General features: G+C 49.3%; 21 protein-coding genes. 20 read left to right on the forward strand and 1 reads right to left on the reverse strand.

Annotation, left to right across the window (positions count from 1 at the left end; translation table 11 throughout):
• The first annotated feature begins 8 nt into the window (after nt 1–8).
• The 8 genes from KNO73_RS02955 to KNO73_RS02990 all read left to right on the forward strand — a co-directional run bounded on the left by KNO73_RS02955 (nt 9) and on the right by KNO73_RS02990 (nt 5,222).
• A complete protein-coding gene (locus KNO73_RS02955; protein ID WP_015881475.1) occupies nt 9–542 on the forward strand; it encodes a ReoY family proteolytic degradation factor in 534 nt (177 codons plus the stop codon).
• Nucleotides 543–702: 160 nt separating this feature from the next.
• Complete coding sequence (locus KNO73_RS02960) at nt 703–1,143, forward strand: YpiF family protein (protein WP_015881476.1); 441 nt, start codon at nt 703–705, stop codon at nt 1,141–1,143.
• A 110-nt stretch (nt 1,144–1,253) separates the two neighbouring features.
• A complete protein-coding gene (locus tag KNO73_RS02965; RefSeq protein WP_015881477.1) occupies nt 1,254–1,754 on the forward strand; it encodes a QcrA and Rieske domain-containing protein in 501 nt (166 codons plus the stop codon).
• A 19-nt stretch (nt 1,755–1,773) separates the two neighbouring features.
• A complete protein-coding gene (qcrB, locus tag KNO73_RS02970) occupies nt 1,774–2,445 on the forward strand; it encodes a menaquinol-cytochrome c reductase cytochrome b subunit (RefSeq protein WP_015881478.1) in 672 nt (223 codons plus the stop codon).
• A 33-nt stretch (nt 2,446–2,478) separates the two neighbouring features.
• Nucleotides 2,479–3,273 (forward strand): menaquinol-cytochrome c reductase cytochrome b/c subunit, encoded by a 795-nt coding sequence (locus KNO73_RS02975; protein ID WP_015881479.1) that lies wholly within the window; start codon nt 2,479–2,481, stop codon nt 3,271–3,273.
• An 86-nt stretch (nt 3,274–3,359) separates the two neighbouring features.
• Nucleotides 3,360–3,977, forward strand: coding sequence for a DUF1405 domain-containing protein (locus tag KNO73_RS02980; RefSeq protein ID WP_214684455.1), 618 nt, complete (start codon nt 3,360–3,362; stop codon nt 3,975–3,977).
• A 38-nt stretch (nt 3,978–4,015) separates the two neighbouring features.
• On the forward strand, nt 4,016–4,699 hold the full coding sequence (locus tag KNO73_RS02985) for a zinc metallopeptidase (RefSeq protein ID WP_214734139.1): 684 nt from the start codon (nt 4,016–4,018) through the stop codon (nt 4,697–4,699).
• A 64-nt stretch (nt 4,700–4,763) separates the two neighbouring features.
• A complete protein-coding gene (locus KNO73_RS02990; RefSeq protein WP_215112013.1) occupies nt 4,764–5,222 on the forward strand; it encodes a GreA/GreB family elongation factor in 459 nt (152 codons plus the stop codon).
• A gap of 42 nt (nt 5,223–5,264) precedes the next feature.
• Here KNO73_RS02990 and KNO73_RS02995 read toward each other — a convergent pair whose 3' ends face one another.
• On the reverse strand, nt 5,265–6,140 hold the full coding sequence (locus KNO73_RS02995; protein ID WP_015881483.1) for a YitT family protein: 876 nt from the start codon (nt 6,138–6,140) through the stop codon (nt 5,265–5,267).
• Between the two features lie 112 nt (nt 6,141–6,252).
• Here KNO73_RS02995 and bshB1 point away from each other — a divergent pair, with 112 nt between their 5' ends.
• From bshB1 to asnS, 12 genes are all read left to right on the forward strand, one after another.
• Nucleotides 6,253–6,936, forward strand: coding sequence for a bacillithiol biosynthesis deacetylase BshB1 (gene bshB1, locus KNO73_RS03000; protein WP_214812256.1), 684 nt, complete (start codon nt 6,253–6,255; stop codon nt 6,934–6,936).
• Entirely contained in the window at nt 6,933–8,054 is a 1,122-nt protein-coding gene (gene bshA, locus KNO73_RS03005) for an N-acetyl-alpha-D-glucosaminyl L-malate synthase BshA (RefSeq protein WP_214731033.1), read from the forward strand. Before bshB1 ends, bshA begins: the two co-directional genes overlap by 4 nt.
• Nucleotides 8,051–9,190: a CCA tRNA nucleotidyltransferase gene (locus KNO73_RS03010; protein WP_215112014.1), complete on the forward strand. Its 1,140-nt coding sequence runs from the start codon at nt 8,051–8,053 to the stop codon at nt 9,188–9,190. The genes bshA and KNO73_RS03010 overlap by 4 nt, the downstream gene beginning before the upstream one ends.
• Nucleotides 9,163–10,125 carry a biotin--[acetyl-CoA-carboxylase] ligase gene (locus KNO73_RS03015; RefSeq protein WP_215112015.1) on the forward strand — a complete coding sequence of 321 codons (963 nt, stop codon included), beginning with the start codon at nt 9,163–9,165 and terminating at the stop codon, nt 10,123–10,125. Before KNO73_RS03010 ends, KNO73_RS03015 begins: the two co-directional genes overlap by 28 nt.
• Before the next feature lie 225 nt (nt 10,126–10,350).
• Nucleotides 10,351–11,184 (forward strand): 3-methyl-2-oxobutanoate hydroxymethyltransferase, encoded by an 834-nt coding sequence (gene panB / locus KNO73_RS03020; RefSeq protein WP_031423969.1) that lies wholly within the window; start codon nt 10,351–10,353, stop codon nt 11,182–11,184.
• Nucleotides 11,184–12,014: a pantoate--beta-alanine ligase gene (panC, locus tag KNO73_RS03025; RefSeq protein ID WP_215112016.1), complete on the forward strand. Its 831-nt coding sequence runs from the start codon at nt 11,184–11,186 to the stop codon at nt 12,012–12,014. The genes panB and panC overlap by 1 nt, the downstream gene beginning before the upstream one ends.
• A gap of 5 nt (nt 12,015–12,019) precedes the next feature.
• Nucleotides 12,020–12,403 carry an aspartate 1-decarboxylase gene (gene panD, locus KNO73_RS03030; RefSeq protein ID WP_015881490.1) on the forward strand — a complete coding sequence of 128 codons (384 nt, stop codon included), beginning with the start codon at nt 12,020–12,022 and terminating at the stop codon, nt 12,401–12,403.
• A gap of 106 nt (nt 12,404–12,509) precedes the next feature.
• Nucleotides 12,510–15,320 carry an ATP-dependent DNA helicase DinG gene (gene dinG / locus KNO73_RS03035; protein WP_015881491.1) on the forward strand — a complete coding sequence of 937 codons (2,811 nt, stop codon included), beginning with the start codon at nt 12,510–12,512 and terminating at the stop codon, nt 15,318–15,320.
• Between the two features lie 64 nt (nt 15,321–15,384).
• Nucleotides 15,385–15,570: a YpmA family protein gene (locus KNO73_RS03040; protein WP_015881492.1), complete on the forward strand. Its 186-nt coding sequence runs from the start codon at nt 15,385–15,387 to the stop codon at nt 15,568–15,570.
• On the forward strand, nt 15,567–16,052 hold the full coding sequence (locus KNO73_RS03045) for a hypothetical protein (RefSeq protein ID WP_214775766.1): 486 nt from the start codon (nt 15,567–15,569) through the stop codon (nt 16,050–16,052). The genes KNO73_RS03040 and KNO73_RS03045 overlap by 4 nt, the downstream gene beginning before the upstream one ends.
• Nucleotides 16,053–16,072: 20 nt before the next feature.
• Nucleotides 16,073–17,260, forward strand: a complete 1,188-nt coding sequence (locus KNO73_RS03050) for a pyridoxal phosphate-dependent aminotransferase (protein ID WP_015881494.1) — start codon at nt 16,073–16,075, stop codon at nt 17,258–17,260.
• Nucleotides 17,261–17,280: 20 nt separating this feature from the next.
• On the forward strand, nt 17,281–18,582 hold the full coding sequence (gene asnS, locus KNO73_RS03055) for an asparagine--tRNA ligase (protein WP_145977441.1): 1,302 nt from the start codon (nt 17,281–17,283) through the stop codon (nt 18,580–18,582).
• Nucleotides 18,583–18,619 lie beyond the last annotated feature (37 nt).

Genomic DNA, 18,619 nt, shown 5'->3' on the forward strand with positions numbered 1-18,619 from the left:
GAGGTCAGATGGTCGAGCGGAAACGTAATTTTTTGAAGCGATTCGTCGCTCATCATACGCTTCGGAAACGTGAAGCAAAGTGGATTCTTGACTATTGGTTAAGACATCCTGAAAAGCTTGGCAACGTTCATTTCGTGACAAACGCTTCAGTCTCACCACGAAGTCTCGTGATGACAGCGTACGGGTTTGACGGTGAACCGTTTCGATACCGACGGGGAGACCTTGTGACCATGAATCCTGAGAAGGCTTATCATGACATCCGTCTACACGATGGGCCAATCTATGTAGAGTTAAATTTTCAAGGCATGATGATCGATGAGAACTGGGTCGACATCGTCGAACAGAATCCGTTTGAACCAGTGGCAGAAGTGAGAGACGAAGTCTCTTCCTCTGCTCAAACGGTCATTCAAGCATCGGTTGCTCAATTTGAAGAAGAGCGATTGCTGATTGAAATCGATAAAGCGCTCGACCGACGAGACGAGAATTTATTCCGCAATCTGACGACTCAACTTCATCAAGTGCGAGCATCTAAATTATTTTGAAAAAAACAAGCGCTTCCGTTCCGGTAGGCGCTTGTTTTTTGGTATATTAATTACGTAGGAATACACATTTATTTCACAGTTCGTTCATAACTTTGAAAGGTGAGCGAAGTCATGTACGCTACAATAGACATGATGAGATATGAAGGAGAGGAGGGAAAAGATGAGGTTCGATAGTCAAGGGGCACTCCGCTCGATTGCCGAACGACAATACGTCGATACGCTCATCGTTCCGCTCGCAGAATTGGCGTTTGGTGAAGATATGGTTCGTAAAGCCGAAAGCTATGAAGTGATTCATGCCGTCACGGCTGAGACAGAACGTCAATTATCTGGTCGAACGATGCTCAGCCCGACCATCAGTTACACCGATGTGGAAGCTGGTGTGAAGTTGGCGCAGGATGTGGTGGCGAAAGCAAATTCATCCGGATTTTCTCACGTATTGTTTATCGCGTCAGACGTCCGTTTCAAAGCATTTGATTTGCCGGTTTTGTTCGTACCGCCGCTCGCGCTTGGATCGATGTCAAGCGATCAGGCGCACACGATGGTCCAGAATTTTGCGACGCAAGTCATCACGGAACTTTCGAGCCGTTGGATGGCGACATGAAGCGGTTGACGTAGAGGTTTTATTGATATACTATTTTGTTGAGTGAGAAATTTTTGTGAAGAATGCATAAAGAATTATGGGGTTATGCACACGAATGAGGGGGGAACGAAATGGCTCAAAATGGGTCAAAAGTCACGCGCCGTCAGTTCTTAACGTACACACTGACTGGAGTAGGTGGCTTTATGGCGGCAACATTGATCAGTCCGATGGTCAACTTTGCGATCGATCCGGTTTTGAAAAAATCCGGTGCAGGCGACAAAGTAAAAGTAATGAGTCTTGATGACATCACGACTGAGCCGCAACGTGTCGACTTTAAGAAACAAACACAAGATGCTTGGTATGAATTTGAAGAAACGCTTTCAGCATGGGTTTACAAAACAGATAGTGGCGAGATTGTCGCGCTTTCTCCGATTTGTACACACCTAGGTTGTCAGGTAGCCTACGCTGGTGACCCGACTCGTCCAACAGAATTCTTCTGTCCATGTCACTTGGGACGTTATGAAAAAGATGGAACGAACATCCCAGGTACACCACCGACAGCACCACTTGCACGTTATGAAAAAGAAGAAAAAGACGGCTTCCTATATTTAGGTAGTCCAGTCGCTCAGTAATGAGAGGGGGAACTAGCCGATGTTACAAAAAATTTATGACTGGGTCGATGAACGCGTAGACATCACACCGCTCTGGCGCGATATCGCAGACCATGAAGTACCGGAACACGTCAACCCTGCTCATCACTTCTCTGCATTTGTCTATTGTTTTGGCGGTTTGACGTTCTTTACAATCGTCATCCAGATCCTTTCAGGGATGTTCTTGACGATGTATTACGTACCAGATATCATCAACGCGCACGCGTCGGTGTATTATTTGCAAAATGAGATCGCACACGGACAAATCGTTCGTGGGATGCACCACTGGGGCGCATCTGTAGCCATCGTCATGTTATTCTTACATACGCTCCGCGTGTTCTTCACGGGATCGTATAAGAAGCCGCGTGAGCTCAACTGGGTCGTCGGTGTTCTCTTGTTCTTCGTCGTCTTGGCGCTCGGACTCACAGGATACTTGCTTCCATGGGACATGAAGGCATTGTTCGCAACAAAAGTTACGCTTCAAATCGCTGAAAGTGTACCGGTTATCGGTGGTATTGCGAAGACACTTCTCGCTGGTGGTGAGATTGTCGGGGCGAGCACACTCGCACGATTCTTCGCAATTCACGTCTTCTTCTTACCGGCGGCATTGTTCGGACTGTTGGGAGCCCACTTCTTGATGATTCGTAAACAAGGGGTTTCTGGACCGCTATAAGCCGATTCGAGGAGAAAAAGGAGGAGAAACGATATGCATCGCGGTAAAGGGATGAAATTTGTAACCGACTCTCGAGTAGGAATCTCGAATCGGAAACAAAACATTGCAAAAGACTATTCAGAATACCCAGGACGCACAGAGGCGTTCTGGCCGAACTTCTTGCTTAAAGAGTGGATGGTAGGGTCGGTCTTCTTGATCGGATTCATCGCTTTGACAATTGTCGAGGCACCACCGCTTCAAAATATCGCCGATCCAACGAACACGTCATACATTCCGTTGCCGGACTGGTATTTCTTGTTCTTGTATCAATTACTCAAATATCAATTCGCTGCTGGGGACTGGATCTTACTCGGCACAGTCATTATTCCAGGTTTGGCGTTCACGGCACTTCTCGTTGCACCATGGCTTGACCAAGGTCTTGAGCGTCGACCGGCGAAACGACCAGTCGCGATCAGTTTCATGTTACTTGGAATTCTCTCGGTCTTCTACTTGACTTGGGAATCTGTTCAAACGACACACTGGGATCAAGTCCATGCACAAGGTGAGCTTCAAATTCCAGGTGAAGGTCCTGAAATCGATACAGCGGCTCCAGGATATGAGATTTATTCGGCTCAATCTTGCGTCAACTGTCACGGTCAAAACCTAGAAGGTGGAGCAGCGGCTCCAGCACTCGTCGGAACGCAGTATACGGCCGAAGAGATCGCGGAAATCGCGGTCAACGGTGTCGGTACGATGCCAGCTGGTCAGTGGGACGGTTCAGATGAAGATCTCCAAGCCATGTCTGAGTTCATCGCTTCATACGGTGAAGGCGGCGAAAATAACAAGTAAGTCTTCAAGTGTAGCCTGGATATCGGGCTACACTTTTTTACTTCTGCACGACGCATACGATAAACTGAAGAAAAAGGATTGAGATAATGAACCCCATGTTTTTAAAACCGTTCTTGATGCATCGGATTGTACTGACTGTTTTATTGATCATCAACTTGGGAGGGACGATTTACGGATATATCTGGTATGAGCCTCAATTGCGTGACACACCGTACATCTATTGGCTGTTCGTACCGGATAGTCCGACGGCATCATTCTTCTTTACGATTGTTCTCGGACTTTGGTTAGCTAACAAGTGCTCCCCGTTGTTCGAGACACTCGCCTTCATCACGTTGGTCAAATACGGGGTCTGGGCCGTAATCATGAACATCATGTATCTCGGTACGTTACCACCGGATGCGCCGACCTTGACCATCTTGATGGCTGTCATGTTGATGGTCTCTCATGGTGCGATGGCGCTTCAAGCACTCATCTACGCACCATTCATGAAATGGACCATTACTTCGTTTGTCTGTTCATTGATTTGGGTAATTCATAATGACGTCGTCGATTATGTGCTCGGTCAATGGCCGCGCTATCCGTCACTCGCGGAACATATCATGTGGATCGGCTACGGCTCTTTCTGGTTGACCGGATTATGTTTTTTTATGGGATATGCGTTCGTACTACGCCCATCGCTTGAAAATAAGGTCATAAGAATGTAAAATCAAATTATCAAATACATGCAGAGGTGAAATAGAAAATGTCATTAGGTAGCTATATTTTCTATCTTGCACTGATCATGCTCATCCCCTTATGGGCCCAGATGCGAGTGAAAAGTACGTATAAGCAGTTTTTGAAACAACCGCTCCAAAGCGGTGTCACAGGTGCACAGGTCGCTGATTTCATCATGAAACAAAACGGTGTACACAACGTGAGAATCGAAATGGTCGACGGACTCATGAGCGACCACTATGACCCGGTCAATAAAGTCGTTCGTTTGTCTCGCGAAGTGTATCAAGGGTCGACAATCTCGTCTGCCGCGATCGCTGCGCACGAGATTGGTCACGTCATTCAAGATGCGACAGACTATAAGATGATGCGCGTCCGCCACAGCCTTGTTCCGGTCGTCAACATCACGTCGAACTTGTCGTTCCCGTTGTTACTCGGAGGATTCTTATTCGGGGCACTCGGGTTGGCTCAACTCGGTGTCATCATGATGCTCGGGGCGGTCGTGTTCCAGTTGATCACGTTACCGGTCGAGTTCGATGCATCGAAACGAGCGATGGCGCAATTGACGTCTCACGGAATCGTGACGGCGACAGAAGAGACTGGTGCACGTAAAGTGTTGAATGCCGCGGCTTGGACTTACGTCGCTGCAACGCTCGTGGCGGTTGCCGAACTCATTCGTTTGGCACTCATCGTCTTTATGCCACGTGAGGAATAGGATTGAATGGAATCCCGTCGATTGGCGGGATTCTTTAATTTTTTGACGAAAGGAATTATTATTAATGAAACCTCAACTGACAGAGACAGGTCATCACCAATTGACAAATCGACTTGTGAGGCTAAAAAATGAGCAAACGGATGCGCGTGAACGGATACGGACAGCTCGAAAATTTTGTGATTTCCGTGAAGACGTCACCTATCGTGAAGCGTTACATGAATATGAACGGATCGAGGCGGATATTTTAGAACTGAATCGCCTCCTTGACGACGCGACCATCGTCGAATCCGTTCAGTCTGAAGTCGTGACGTTCGGAAATCAGGTCGTGATTCGGGAACTACAACAAGAAGAGACCGAGCGCTATCGAATCGTGAGTGAGGCAGAAGCGGATCTAGAACGAGGAAGCATATCCGTGACATCGCCACTCGGTCGTCGTTTGATGGGGGCGACAATGGGGCAAACGATTCAAGTGGAAACGCCAGGAGGTACGATTCAAGTCGAGGTGCTCCACATCGAATCATAAAAAATCGCCCGTTCATCTCTGTGAACGAGGCGATTTTTTTGCTTATTTCAAAGGCATCCGATTTTCATCGAACGTAAACCCTTCGCCCCCGACTTCATACACGTGATGGAACGTGACGAACGCATGCGGGTCGATCTGTTTGACGATTGTCTTCAAACGGTTAACTTCGTTACGGCCGACGACGACATATAAGACCTCGAGTTCTCGGTTCGAATAACCGCCTTTTGCGAGCAGTCGGGTCGTGCCCCGGTTCATCGTCGCATGAATACCGTCGGCGATAGCAGTGCGGTGGTCACTGATGATCATCGCCGCTTTACCGGCATACGTTCCTTCTTGCATCGAGTCGATGACGCGTGCCCCGATATAGACGGCGAGGAGTGTGTACATCGCCTCACGAATGTCGAGGTATGTCAAACTGAGGACGATGACAAAGAAGTCAAAGATTAGAAACGTCTTCCCAATCGACCAGCCGATATAGCGTTGTACGAGTCGCGCGATGATATCGACGCCGCCCGTCGTCCCGCCATTGTTAAAGATGATGCCAAGACCGACTCCGATGAAGAGACCGGCGAACAAACTGGCGAGCACCATGTCATCCGTCAAGTCGATGACGAGCGTCGAATACTTGGCGATGAGTGCGTACCAAAGTGAAAAGGAGAACGTCCCGATTAGTGTATAAACGAAAGTCGTTCGACCTAACAACTTGTAACTCATGAAAAAGAGCGGGATGTTTAGTGCCAAGTTCGTGACAGAAGGTGAGATATCAAATAGTCCGCGGAGAATCAATGTGATCCCGGTGAACCCACCCTCGGCCAAATTGTTTTGGACGTTGAAGTGATAAACGCCGAATGCAAAAATAAAAGAACCTATTAAGATAAAAATAATATTTCGAACACGAATCGGTAATTGTACCGTCATCAGGTTCACCTCCCCTTAGATAGAGTACTCGAAAAACAGTTCGATTGACTACCCTGAACATATGACATTCAGAAACGAGTCGGCTATACTTTTCAAAGAAGAGGTGATGTAGATGAAAGTAGTAGCCATCGGGGCACATCCGGACGATATCGAAATCGGGATCGCCGGCATGACCGCCCAATGGACGAAAGAGAAGACTGAGGTCGTGTACGTCGATTTGACGAGAGCGGAACTTTCTTCAAATGGTGATGTAGAAACGAGACGACAGGAGGCAAGTGCGGCTGATGACGTGCTTGGTGTCCGTCGAATCAATCTAGGATTTAAAGACCGGGGGATTGACGGGGGAGAAGAGCAGCTCGAGGCAATCGTTTCCTTGATTCGCCGTGAGCGCCCAACCCACTTACTCTATCCATATGAGGTCGACCGCCATCCGGACCATGCGGCCTGCGCCTATCTCGTGACAGAGGCGCTGTTTAATGCCGGGATTCGGAAGTACTTACCCGAACTCGAGGCATATCGTCCGGAAAGTGTGTACCAATATATGATCAATGCTCACGTCGAACCGGATGTGTGCGTGGATATTAGTGACACGATCGAAGTGAAGACACGGGCGCTTCAATGTTACGCGAGTCAGTTCACCCCCGTCGATGGGGTGAAGACACCGCTCACCGATGCGTACGTGGAACGGGTCATCGCCCGTGAACGCCATTTTGGGAGCTTGATTGGCGTCGCTTATGCGGAAGGCTTGAAGCGCGTTCGACCGTATGTCGTAAAACAGGCAGGTGAGCTCGCATGACATATCGGATTGGGATTCTGTGTTATCCATCGGTCGGAGGCTCTGGGATATTGGCGACAGAGCTCGGCATGAAGCTTGCGGACCGAGGACATGACGTTCATTTCATTACGAGCAGCATGCCGTTTCGTTTGAACGCCTATCACCCGAATATCACGTTCCATCAAGTCGAAATCAATCAATATTCGGTCTTTCGGTATCCGCCGTACGACATGACGCTCTCAGCGAAAATCGCGAGCGTCATCCAATCGTTCGGGCTTGATGTCATCCATGCACACTATGCCGTACCGCATGCCGTTTGTGCCGCGCTTGGTCGCGAGATGGCGGGAGTGAAGACTCCGATCGTGTCGACGTTACACGGGACCGATATTACCGTGCTCGGTGAGGACGAGGAACTGAAACCGGCCATTCTTTATGGATTGCGCCAATCGAACGCGATCACGGCGGTCTCGCATAGTTTGAAACGAGAGACAGAAGAGCGGATTGCCAGTGATTTACCGATCCAAGTCATCCATAACTTCATCGATGAATCGGTGTATACGCCTCAACTCGACCCGACACTCCGGGAACGGTACGGCTTGTCGGATGAGGACCGGGTCGCCATCCACATTTCAAACTTCCGTCCTGTCAAACGCGTCGACCTCGTCCTTGAGGCGTTCGATCAGATGGATGTTCCGAATAAGAAACTATTGCTCGTCGGAGACGGTCCGCTCATGGGTGCGATGCGTCGACTCGTGACGGAAATGGGGCTTGAAGAGCAGGTCATTTTTGCCGGGAAACAAGAACAAGTCGCCGCACTTCTGGCAATCAGTGACGTTCACGTCCTGTTATCAGACAAGGAGGCGTTCGGTCTCGTAGCGCTCGAGGCAATGGCGACAGGTGTGCCCTCTGTCGTGAGCGATGCGGGCGGGCTACCTGAAGTGATCACGGACGGTGAGGACGGTTTCGTCGTTCCAAAAGGGGATGCGAGCCAGGCCGCCTCTGCGATGGAGCGGCTCTTGACCGATCGTTCGCTACGAGAACGGTTCCGACAAAATGGATTGGTGAAATCCCGGCGTTTCGCCTCACATGACATCGTGACCGAATATGAGCGCTTGTATGAACAGGTGGTGACATCATGACAGAATGGGAATACGCAAAACAAATCATCGACACCATCGAACACCATGGGGGCGAGGCGTATATCGTCGGTGGTGCTGTTCGGGATTACGTGCTCGGGAGTCTGCCCGATGATATCGATTTGGCGACGTCCCTCTTCCCGGAGGAGGTGATGGCGCTGTTCCCGAAGTCGGTTCCGACCGGTATTGAACATGGGACCGTCACGGTCATTCTCGACCACCATCCGTTCGAAGTGACGACATTCCGTTCAGAAGGGTCATATTCGGATTCGAGACGACCGGACCATGTCGCACTCGGGGTGTCGCTTGAAGAGGATCTATTACGAAGGGACTTCACGATGAACGCGATGGCGTTCCATGATGGGCGAGTGGTCGATTTATTCGGTGGCCAACATGATTTAGAGGAACGAATCATCCGAACAGTCGGCAGTCCGTTTGAACGGTTCGGAGAGGACGCGCTTCGCATCATGCGCGCGCTTCGCTTCATGTCACAGCTCGACTTCACCTTACATGACGAGTTGCGGGAAGCGGCGAGCGGGCTCGGTCATAAGCTCGAACAGATTGCGATGGAGCGTATCGCAATCGAATTCGAGAAACTGTTGACGGGACCTGCGTACAAGAAAGCACTAGGTGAGATGGTCGAGCTCGGCATTCATCGTCATTTACCAAACGTGACGACCGAACTGATGCAGCGTGTCCAAGAGGACAATCGGACCCCTGTGAACGCGGTCAGCGGGTGGGCACTCTTTCTTTATCATGCACAGGATGACGGCTGGCTATCGCCATGGAAACGGTCGAACGCCATCAAACGGGAGGCACGCACACTTGCACAGCTCTGTGAGACAGGGCTTGACCGGATGACGATTTATGCGACGGATGAACAGACGCTCTCCACTTATTTCCGAATGAACGAGGAGAGAGACCGAAGCCGTGAACTGAAACAGTCGCTCCCGATGACGTCACGGAAAGAGTTAAAGTTTAACGGCCGGGACGCCTTAGCGCTCGGGGCACGAGGGGAAGCGATCAAGCATCTGTTAGCCGACCTCGAACGACGCGTCATCTTAAACGAGTTACCGAACCATGAGACAGTATTGAAAGAGGAGGCGAAACGATGGCTTCAACGCGCGGGCGTGTTCTGACGCTATTACAAGATGGTGAAGTATGGAGTGGCCAAGAGTTGGCCCGTCAATTAAATATTTCACGTACCGCTATTTGGAAACATATCGAAACGCTTAAGCAAGACGGTTATGCGATTCATACGATCCCAAGAAAAGGATACCAATTGCTTGAGCAAAATGACCGATTCGATGAACCGGCGTTTGCGTCATATCGGAAGGGACGGTTCGGTCAAATCGTCCATGCGTTTGACCAAATCGACACGACACAACGAATCGCCCATGAGCTGGCGCAACAACACGTGCCGGAGGGGACGCTCGTCATGAGCGAGGAACAGACGGCAGGGCGCGGACAACTCGGTCGCAATTGGTACAATCCGAAGCACGTCAATATCGCGGCAAGTGTGATTTTAAGGCCGGAGTTGCCCATTCGCGACGCATCAAAGCTTACCTTGATGGCGGCGAGTGCGTTTGCGAAAGCGTTGAATGCACGTGACCTTGACGTGACCATCAAATGGCCAAACGATTTACTGCTAAATGGCAAGAAAATCGGAGGCATTCTGACAGAAATGCAAACGGAAGGGGACCGCATCCAAGCCGTCATTTTAGGGTTTGGAATGAATGTCAACGGCGATGACATTCCGACGGAGTTGGCGCACCGGGCGACCTCCCTGTATTTAGAGACCGGGACGCGGTATCATCGCAGTGAGTTATTGGCAGAACTGTTGGCAGAACTCGAGACCGAATACGATCGGTTCCTTGACGTGGGATTTGCGCCCATTCGCTTGAACTGGATGAAACATGCCGCCTATTTAAATGAGTCGGTCACCTTGAGTGGGTCCCGGACGTCGCGAACAGGTGTCATGCGCGGCATCTCGGACGAAGGGGCGTTGCTACTCGAAGTGGATGGAACGGTCGAACCGGTCTATTCTGCTGAGATTGCAGTGTGGAATGATTGATGAAAGCGAGACCATCGACTATACTTAATGTGTCGGACGCTATCAATTTTTGAAGTGTACCGCGCTTGCAGACTGTCACATTCAGTTGTCTGCCTTGATCATTATGACAGGGACAGAAGGACACTAACTCATGAAAACCATGAATTTGTTTTTCGTGCGCCTTCTTGCCATCTGTGTAAGAGGGCGTTTATTCTTTCCTGTCTCCACGTTTAGGAGGAGAAACAGATGCACACGATGACTACATTGTTAAAAAAGATGAACGAGCAGGAAAAGCTCGTCATGTTGACGGCGTATGATTATCCGTCAGCCAAACTTGCCGAATCGGCAGGGGTCGATTTGATTTTAGTAGGTGATTCACTCGGAATGGTCGTCCTTGGTTATGATTCGACGATTCCAGTGACGATGGAGGACATGCTTCATCATTCGAAAGCCGTACGCCGAGGAGCACAACATACGTTCGTTGTGGTGGATATGCCGTTTGCGTCATATCACGGAGACTTCGATCGAACGTTACAGGCAGCATCGCGCTTATTCCAAGAAGGTCGTGCGGATGCCATTAAACTAGAAGGTGCCGGTGACGTGCTTCAGACGATTGAGCGTTTGACACAAGTCGGCATGCCATGTGTCGCCCATTTAGGGTTGACCCCTCAATCGGTTGGCGTCCTAGAAGGATATAAAGTACAAGGGAAATCCCTTGAGGCTGCCGAGACACTCCTTCAAGACAGCTTGGCTGCTGAACGTGCTGGCGCGAAGATGCTCGTCCTTGAGTGTGTCCCTCATCAATTGGCAAAACGGATCGCAGAAGAGTTGACGATTCCTGTCATCGGAATCGGTGCAGGTGCAGATGTCGACGGCCAAGTGCTCGTCTATCATGACGTATTGAAATATGGGGTGGACCGTCTCCCTAAATTTGTCCAAGCGTATGCAGACGTGAATGAAGTGGCGACGGATGCCATCCGCTCTTATGTCGAAGAGACGAAGAACGGTCACTTCCCACAAGAACGTCATACGTTCACAATGGATGAGTCGTTGCTCGACTCGTTGTATGGAGGAAAATGATGAGAATTGTATCGACCGTCGAAGAATTACGTAGTGCTTTACCAACGGATCAAACGATTGGATTCGTGCCGACGATGGGATATTTGCATGAAGGACATATGAGCCTCGTTGAAAACGCGCGACGGGAAAATGACGTCGTCGTCATGAGTATTTTTGTCAATCCGACACAGTTCGGACCGAATGAAGATCTCGACCGTTATCCCCGTGACTTTGAACGGGATGAGAAGTTGGCACGTGAAGCGGGAGTCGATGTCCTGTTCTATCCGACGACGGAGACGATGTATCCCCTTGATATGGCGCGCGTGACCGTTCGTCACGGGGCGGACGTATTATGTGGGTCGAGTCGTCCCGGCCATTTTGATGGTGTGTTGACAATCGTCTCGAAATTATTTAACCTTGTTCAACCGACACGCGCTTATTTCGGTCTAAAGGATGCCCAACAAGTGGCATTGATTGAAGGATATGTCCGAGATTATTTCGTACCGGTAGAGATTCGACGCTGCCCGATTATTCGTGAGGAGACAGGACTAGCCAAATCTTCTCGAAACGTCTACTTGTCAGATATCGAAACGGTAGAGGCGAGTCGGATCTTCAGCGCATTGACGATGGCGCGAGAGGCACTCGATGCAGGTCAACAAGTTGATGAAGTAAAACGACAGCTGATTGAACGTTTGGACGAGATTCCGAACAGTCAAATCGATTACGTCGAGCTTGTCGATTATCCGACGCTCGGTGCCGTCTCGAGCGACTCGACTGAACTCTTGTTAGCAGTGGCAATTCAGTTTGAACGGGCCCGATTGATTGATAATGTGATTTGGAAGAAGGGATGAATCCAATGATTCGTACATTTATGCACGCAAAGCTTCATAAAGCAACAGTGACAGAAGCAAACTTACACTACGTCGGTTCGATTACAATCGATGAGGATTTAATGGATGCGGTCGGCATCATGGAGAATGAACATGTACACATTACGAACAACCATAATGGTGCTCGCATCGAGACGTATGTCATCAAAGGGGAACGTGGGTCAGGCGTGATTTGTTTGAACGGTGCGGCAGCACGTCATTTCCAGGTCGGTGATGTGGTCATCATCATGGCGTACGGTCAAATGACAGCGGAAGAGGCGAAAACACATCGTCCAAAAGTAGCCGTGTTGAATGAACAAAATGAGGTCGATCAACTTCTTTACGAAGAGATTGCTCATACAATTTTGTAAAGGATTCGGGGGTGTCGGCAGAGGCATCCCCGTTTTTTCGTTATTCGTTCTATGGTAAGATGAGACAGACAGAAAGCACGAGCGTGCCAAAGATGGGATGGATGTTATGGACACGTATGTGATTGTGGATTTAGAGACAACGGGTCATTCCGTAAAGTCCGGAGATGAACTGATTGAGTTTGCGGCGGTCGTCGTACAAGAGGGCGAAGTGATTGAACGCTACAGCACTTTGATTCGACCGAGTCGACCAATCCCACCTTTTATTACGCAATTGACAACGATTAGTGACGAAGATGTAAGTGACGCACCTACATTTGAAGATGTGATTCCCGACATTTGGAAAATGCTAGATGGACGGGTATTTGTCGCGCATAACGTCGCATTTGATTTAACTTTTTTAAACGAGAGTCTTGAACAAGCGGGTTACCTTGCGTTTCAAGGGAGAGCCATTGATACAGTCGAATTGGCCCGTATTCTGTATCCGACTTTAGAGAGTCATGCGTTAGAAGCGCTATCGGATACGTTTGATCTCGTACATACAGACGCACATCGGGCACTCAGTGATGCAGAGGCGACGGCAGAGCTCTTCATTCGGATGCTCGACCGTTTGCGCGATTTACCGATGGTGACCCTGAAACGACTTCGAGAGTTATCTGAATCATGGACGAGTCATATCGAACCGTTACTCGATGAGATCATCCTTGAGGTCGGGATCCGTCCAGACGACGAAACCCGTTTTGATATCCATCGTAAAATTGCGTTACGACGACCGGTGGATGCTTTCGTTCCGGCGACAGAACGTGAACCGTTCGAGCCGTTCCTTTTGCGGACGATTGAAGAGACGCTCCCTTCACTGTTTGATCAGTTTGAACCGAGACAGAGTCAATTCGAAATGATGCGTCACGTCTATAAAGCGCTAGACGATGAGGAAACATTGTTAGTCGAGGCGGGTACGGGAACGGGTAAGACGCTTGCGTACTTGATTCCGAGTGCCCACCATGCCCTCGAGACGAAACGCCCGGTCGTCATTAGTACGCATACCATTCAATTGCAAGAACAGTTGTTAAATCGAGACTTGCCCGTGCTTCGTCAGATTTTTCCTGAGATTGAATTCACGTTGTTGAAAGGAAGACGCAATTATATCGATTTACGCAAGTTCGAGATGGTGCTCGACGAATCGAATGATGGTCTTTTGGCATCGATGTGTAAAGCGATGGTGCTCGTCTGGCTCACTGAGACCGAGACCGGGGATTTAGAGGAACTCTCATTCCCGGGCTCGGCGACACAAGGACCCGCTTCGTTCAAGCGTTTGATTCAAGCAGATGCTTCAAGTGATTTTGGTCGATTCGACCCATGGTATAGCCGTGACTTTTTCACGAAAGCCGTGTTGCGCTCGAAAGAAGCGGACCTGATTGTGACCAATCATGCCTTACTGTTCTCGGATTTACAGCATCAGGCAGGCATTTTACCGACGGACACGCCTCTCGTATTAGATGAGGCCCATCAAGTCGAGGAAGTGGCCTCGCATCATTTCGGTGTGACATTTGATGCGATTCAATTTGACCGCCTCTTCAAATGGTTCGGCTACGGAGCGGATGGCAAATTCCATTCTCGCATCATCCAGTTAGCCGATTTGACATCCGTAACCGAAGAGGCGGAGGCATTCAGTCAACAAATTGATTCTGCCCTCGCTCGGGTCGAAGAAGAACTCGAAGATCTTCTGACTTCCCTTCAATCGTTAGGTAAGAAAAAAGAACCTCGACAAACGGTTCGTTTCGAACGGGAGGGGGCAACGTTTAGACCAATTCGAGAAGTGGCCAATAGACTCGAGGACAAACTGCGGACGTTGCGGACGTCACTCCGACATCTCCATCGCCTGCTCGATGAACGTAAAGAACATATGACGTTCAAACAGCGCGCCCTTCTCGGTGATTTAAAAACGTTGATTGGAGACGTGCGCGAACTCGAGAGTGTCATCTATGAGACGATGCTGACGCGTGACGATGATGCGGTCAGCTGGGTCGAACTGAATTTAGGAAATCGGAAATTAACCTCGGTGTACACGCAACCGGTCGAAATCGGACCGCTGTTGCATGAACGTCTGTTTAAGAAGCGACCGACAATCTTAACATCAGCGACGATGACGGTCTCAGGGAAGTTCAGCTTTATGGAACGACGCCTTGGATTAGAAGGAGAACCGGTCCGAAGAGTCGTCTTACCGTCGCCATTCAACTTCAAAGAACAGGCCAAACTGTTTGTACCGTCGGACTTCCCGTTGATCAATGAAGTGCCGCTCCCTCAGTTCGTCGATCAGACGGCCCAGTCGATTGTCCAAATCGCGAACGTGACGAAAGGAAGGATGCTCGTCTTGTTCACATCGAACGAATTGCTTCGACTCACTTATGAACAAGTCAAAGACCATCTTGATCCGTCTTATACACTTCTCGCACAAGGTGTGAGCGGTGGCTCACGTAGCCGCTTGACGAAACAGTTCAAACGGATGGAACAGTCGATTCTCTTTGGAACAGCTAGCTTTTGGGAAGGTGTCGATATTCCGGGGGAGGCGTTGACATGCCTTGTCATTGTAAGACTTCCCTTCGCACCGCCCGACCAGCCGATCATGCAAGCTCGTTCTGAGAAAATTGAAGCGATGGGGAAATCACCGTTCTTTGAGTTATCCCTGCCCCAAGCGGTCATTCGCTTCAAACAAGGTGTCGGTCGATTGATTCGATCGAAAGGGGATTATGGTGCCGTCTTCGTGTTCGACCGGCGTGTGGAGACGACACGTTACGGCAAACAGTTCATCAACAGCTTACCTAAAGTTGACCGGATTGAAGGAACGCTTGAAACGTCGTTATCCGAGTTAGAGTTGTTCTTAGACGAGAAGGAAAAGTCTGTGGCACGAAATGACAGATAACGCTAGGCATCACGATATTATCGTTTTATAATGATACGTATAGTGTTTTGGAGGAGGAGTCAATATGAACTCGAATATTGAGACGCTGGCGAGCGTGCGCATCGAACCGACTGCGGACGTCTACAAAATTGTCGACTTATTGAATCGGACCTTAAAGAGTCAGGATTTAATGTTCGGTTTGTCACTTGAGAAGAAAGTGAATGATCCGAAGAAGGAAGAGATGGTCTTCACCATCTATCGTACAGAATGACCAGAAAGGCAAAATGGATCGTCTCATTACTGGCGGCACTGATTGGTGTCGTCCTTGTCTTTAGCGTGATGTATCGATTCACCATCGGTCATACAGAGAATCAAAAAGAAAAGCTCGTCGAAACGGCGATGGCACGATTGGCTGAAGAATCTCCAGACGTGAGAGTAGGTCAGGGAGAACTGTTCAATGGGACAGAGGCATATGTCGTCTTCCCAGAAGTAGACGGGGAGTCCATTTGGTTTGTCCCATTGGATGAAAAGCTGGAGATCGAGCAACGAGAAATCGGTGAAGTGGATGCTACAGACGTCTGTTCGAAGTCGGTTGAGGAGACAGGTGGACAACTGGTCAGCTGTAAGATTGGTTTTGACGAACGGGCACTCATCGAAGTGGTCACGAAAGCGGATGCGTCTTATACGTATTCGTACTATACGCTTCAGACCGGAGAATTTATTCGACGGGTCCAATTGACCGATCAAATGTAATGAATTAGAGGGGGATTATGATGGAACATCTATTAGCGAAACGTGTAAAACAACTCACGCCATCGACTACCTTGGCGATCACAGCTAAGGCGAAGGCACTGAAAGCTTCAGGCAAAGATGTCATTGGTCTCGGCGCGGGTGAACCTGATTTCAACACACCAGAACGAATCATCGATGCTGCTTGTCAAGCCGCTCGAGATGGAGACACAAAATACACGCCATCTGGTGGGACAGTCGCGTTGAAAGATGCCATCATTGAAAAGACGAAACGCGATAGTGGATTGTCGTTCGAACGCAACGAGGTGATGGTGGCTTCAGGTGCGAAACATGCCCTTTACGCTTTGTTCCAAGCTATTCTAGATGAAGGGGACGAAGTGATTGTCCCAGCCCCATACTGGGTCAGTTACCCGGAACAAATCAAATTGGCGGACGGGGAACCTGTCTTGGTCGACACGAATGAAGAGACGTCATTTAAATTGACGCCAACGCAACTCGAGAGTGCGATCACTGCTCGTACGAAGGCCGTCATCTTGAACAGCCCATCCAATCCGACGGGAATGATTTATACGAAAGAAGAGCTACAGGCACTCGCCGATGTCGTTCTTCGCCACAATCTTCTCGTCGTCAGTGATGAGATTTATGAAAAATTGATTTACGGTGATGCGTCGTTCGTATCGATTGCGACCCTTCCGAATATGCGTGAACGCACCATCATTATCAATGGTGTCTCGAAATCTCACGCGATGACAGGTTGGCGAATCGGATATGCCGTTGGGGACGCAAAAATCATCGGGGCGATGACGAACTTGGCCTCACACTCGACATCCAACCCGACATCTGTTGCACAAGCGGCTGCGGTAGAGGCATACAATGGACCACAAGAAGATGTGGAAATGATGCGTCAATCGTTCGAGGAACGACTTGAAATCGTCTACGACCGTCTCGTCAAAATTCCTGGCATCACGTGTTTGAAGCCGCAAGGTGCATTTTACTTATATGCCAACGCGAAGGTCGCGGCCACAGAGAGTGGCTATGACACTGTCGATGCTTGGTGTGAAGCTGTTCTTGAAGAAGCAAATGTGGCACTCGTGCCTGGTTCTGGCTTCGGACAAGACGATTACGTACGATTATCCTATGCAACTGAATTAAAACGCGTATTAGAAGCGCTCGATCGAGTGGAAGACTTCGTTACGAAGCGCGCTCGATAAGCGAAAGGATGGAAATGAACATGACAACTATTTCGATTAACCAATTTAAAGACTATGAAGGCCAATCTGTCCGTGTAGGGGCGTGGATTGCCAACAAACGTTCAAGTGGAAAGATTGCTTTCCTTCAATTACGTGACGGGAGCGGTTTTGCTCAAGCGGTCGTTGTAAAAGCTGATGTGGCGGAAGAGTTATTTACACTTGCAAAAGGGATCACGCAAGAAACGTCGGTTTGGGTCACAGGGAATGTCAAATCTGATGGTGGACGTACACCACTCGGATTTGAATTGGAAGTGACAGATTTAGAAGTGATTGCGGAATCGGTTGATTATCCAATCACACCGAAAGAACACGGAACGGAATTCTTGATGGACAACCGTCACTTATGGCTCCGTTCACGTCGCCAACACGCGATTATGAAAGTTCGTAACGAAATCATCCGTGCGACATATGAATTCTTCAACAAAGAAGGATTCGTCAAAATCGATCCGCCAATCCTTACGAGCAGTGCACCGGAAGGGACGACAGAATTGTTCGAGACAGACTATTTCGGTCAGTCAGCCTACCTTTCACAGACGGGTCAGTTGTACATGGAAGCCGCGGCGATGGCCCTCGGAAAAGTATTCTCGTTCGGTCCGACGTTCCGTGCGGAAAAATCAAAAACACGTCGTCACTTGATTGAGTTCTGGATGATTGAGCCGGAGATGGCATTTGTCGATCATGACACGAACCTCGAGATTCAAGAGCAGTACGTCTCATACATTGCACAGTCGGCACTTGCGAACTGTAAAAATGAATTGGAACTTCTCGGACGTGACCTTGAGAAATTGGCACAAGTACAAGCGCCGTTCCCACGCGTTCGTTACGAGGATGCCATCAAGTTCTTGAAGGCAGAAGGATTCGACGACATCGAATACGGTGATGATTTCGGTGCACCGCACGAGACGGCGATTGCCAACGCACATGATCAGCCGGTATTCATCACGCACTGGCCAAAAGAAATCAAACCGTTCTATATGAAAGTAGACCCTGAGAATCCAGAACTCGTTCTGTGTGCGGACTTGATTGCTCCAGAAGGATATGGTGAAATCATCGGGGGATCTCAACGTGAGGACGACTACGATCGTCTAAAAGAAGAAATCATCAAAGAAGGTCTCGACGAAACGGATGCGTATGATTGGTACCTTGAACTTCGTCAATACGGTTCGGTCCCACACTCTGGTTTCGGACTTGGCCTCGAGCGTACAGTCGCATGGATCAGTGGAATCGAGCACATCCGTGAAGCGATTCCGTTCCCACGTTTATTAAACCGAATTCACCCTTAACGATTAATCGGGGAAGACGTCATGTCCTCCCCGATTG

Source organism: Exiguobacterium sp. s83 (assembly GCF_018617095.1).
In the GTDB taxonomy this organism is placed as follows: Bacteria; Bacillota; Bacilli; order Exiguobacteriales; family Exiguobacteriaceae; genus Exiguobacterium; species Exiguobacterium profundum.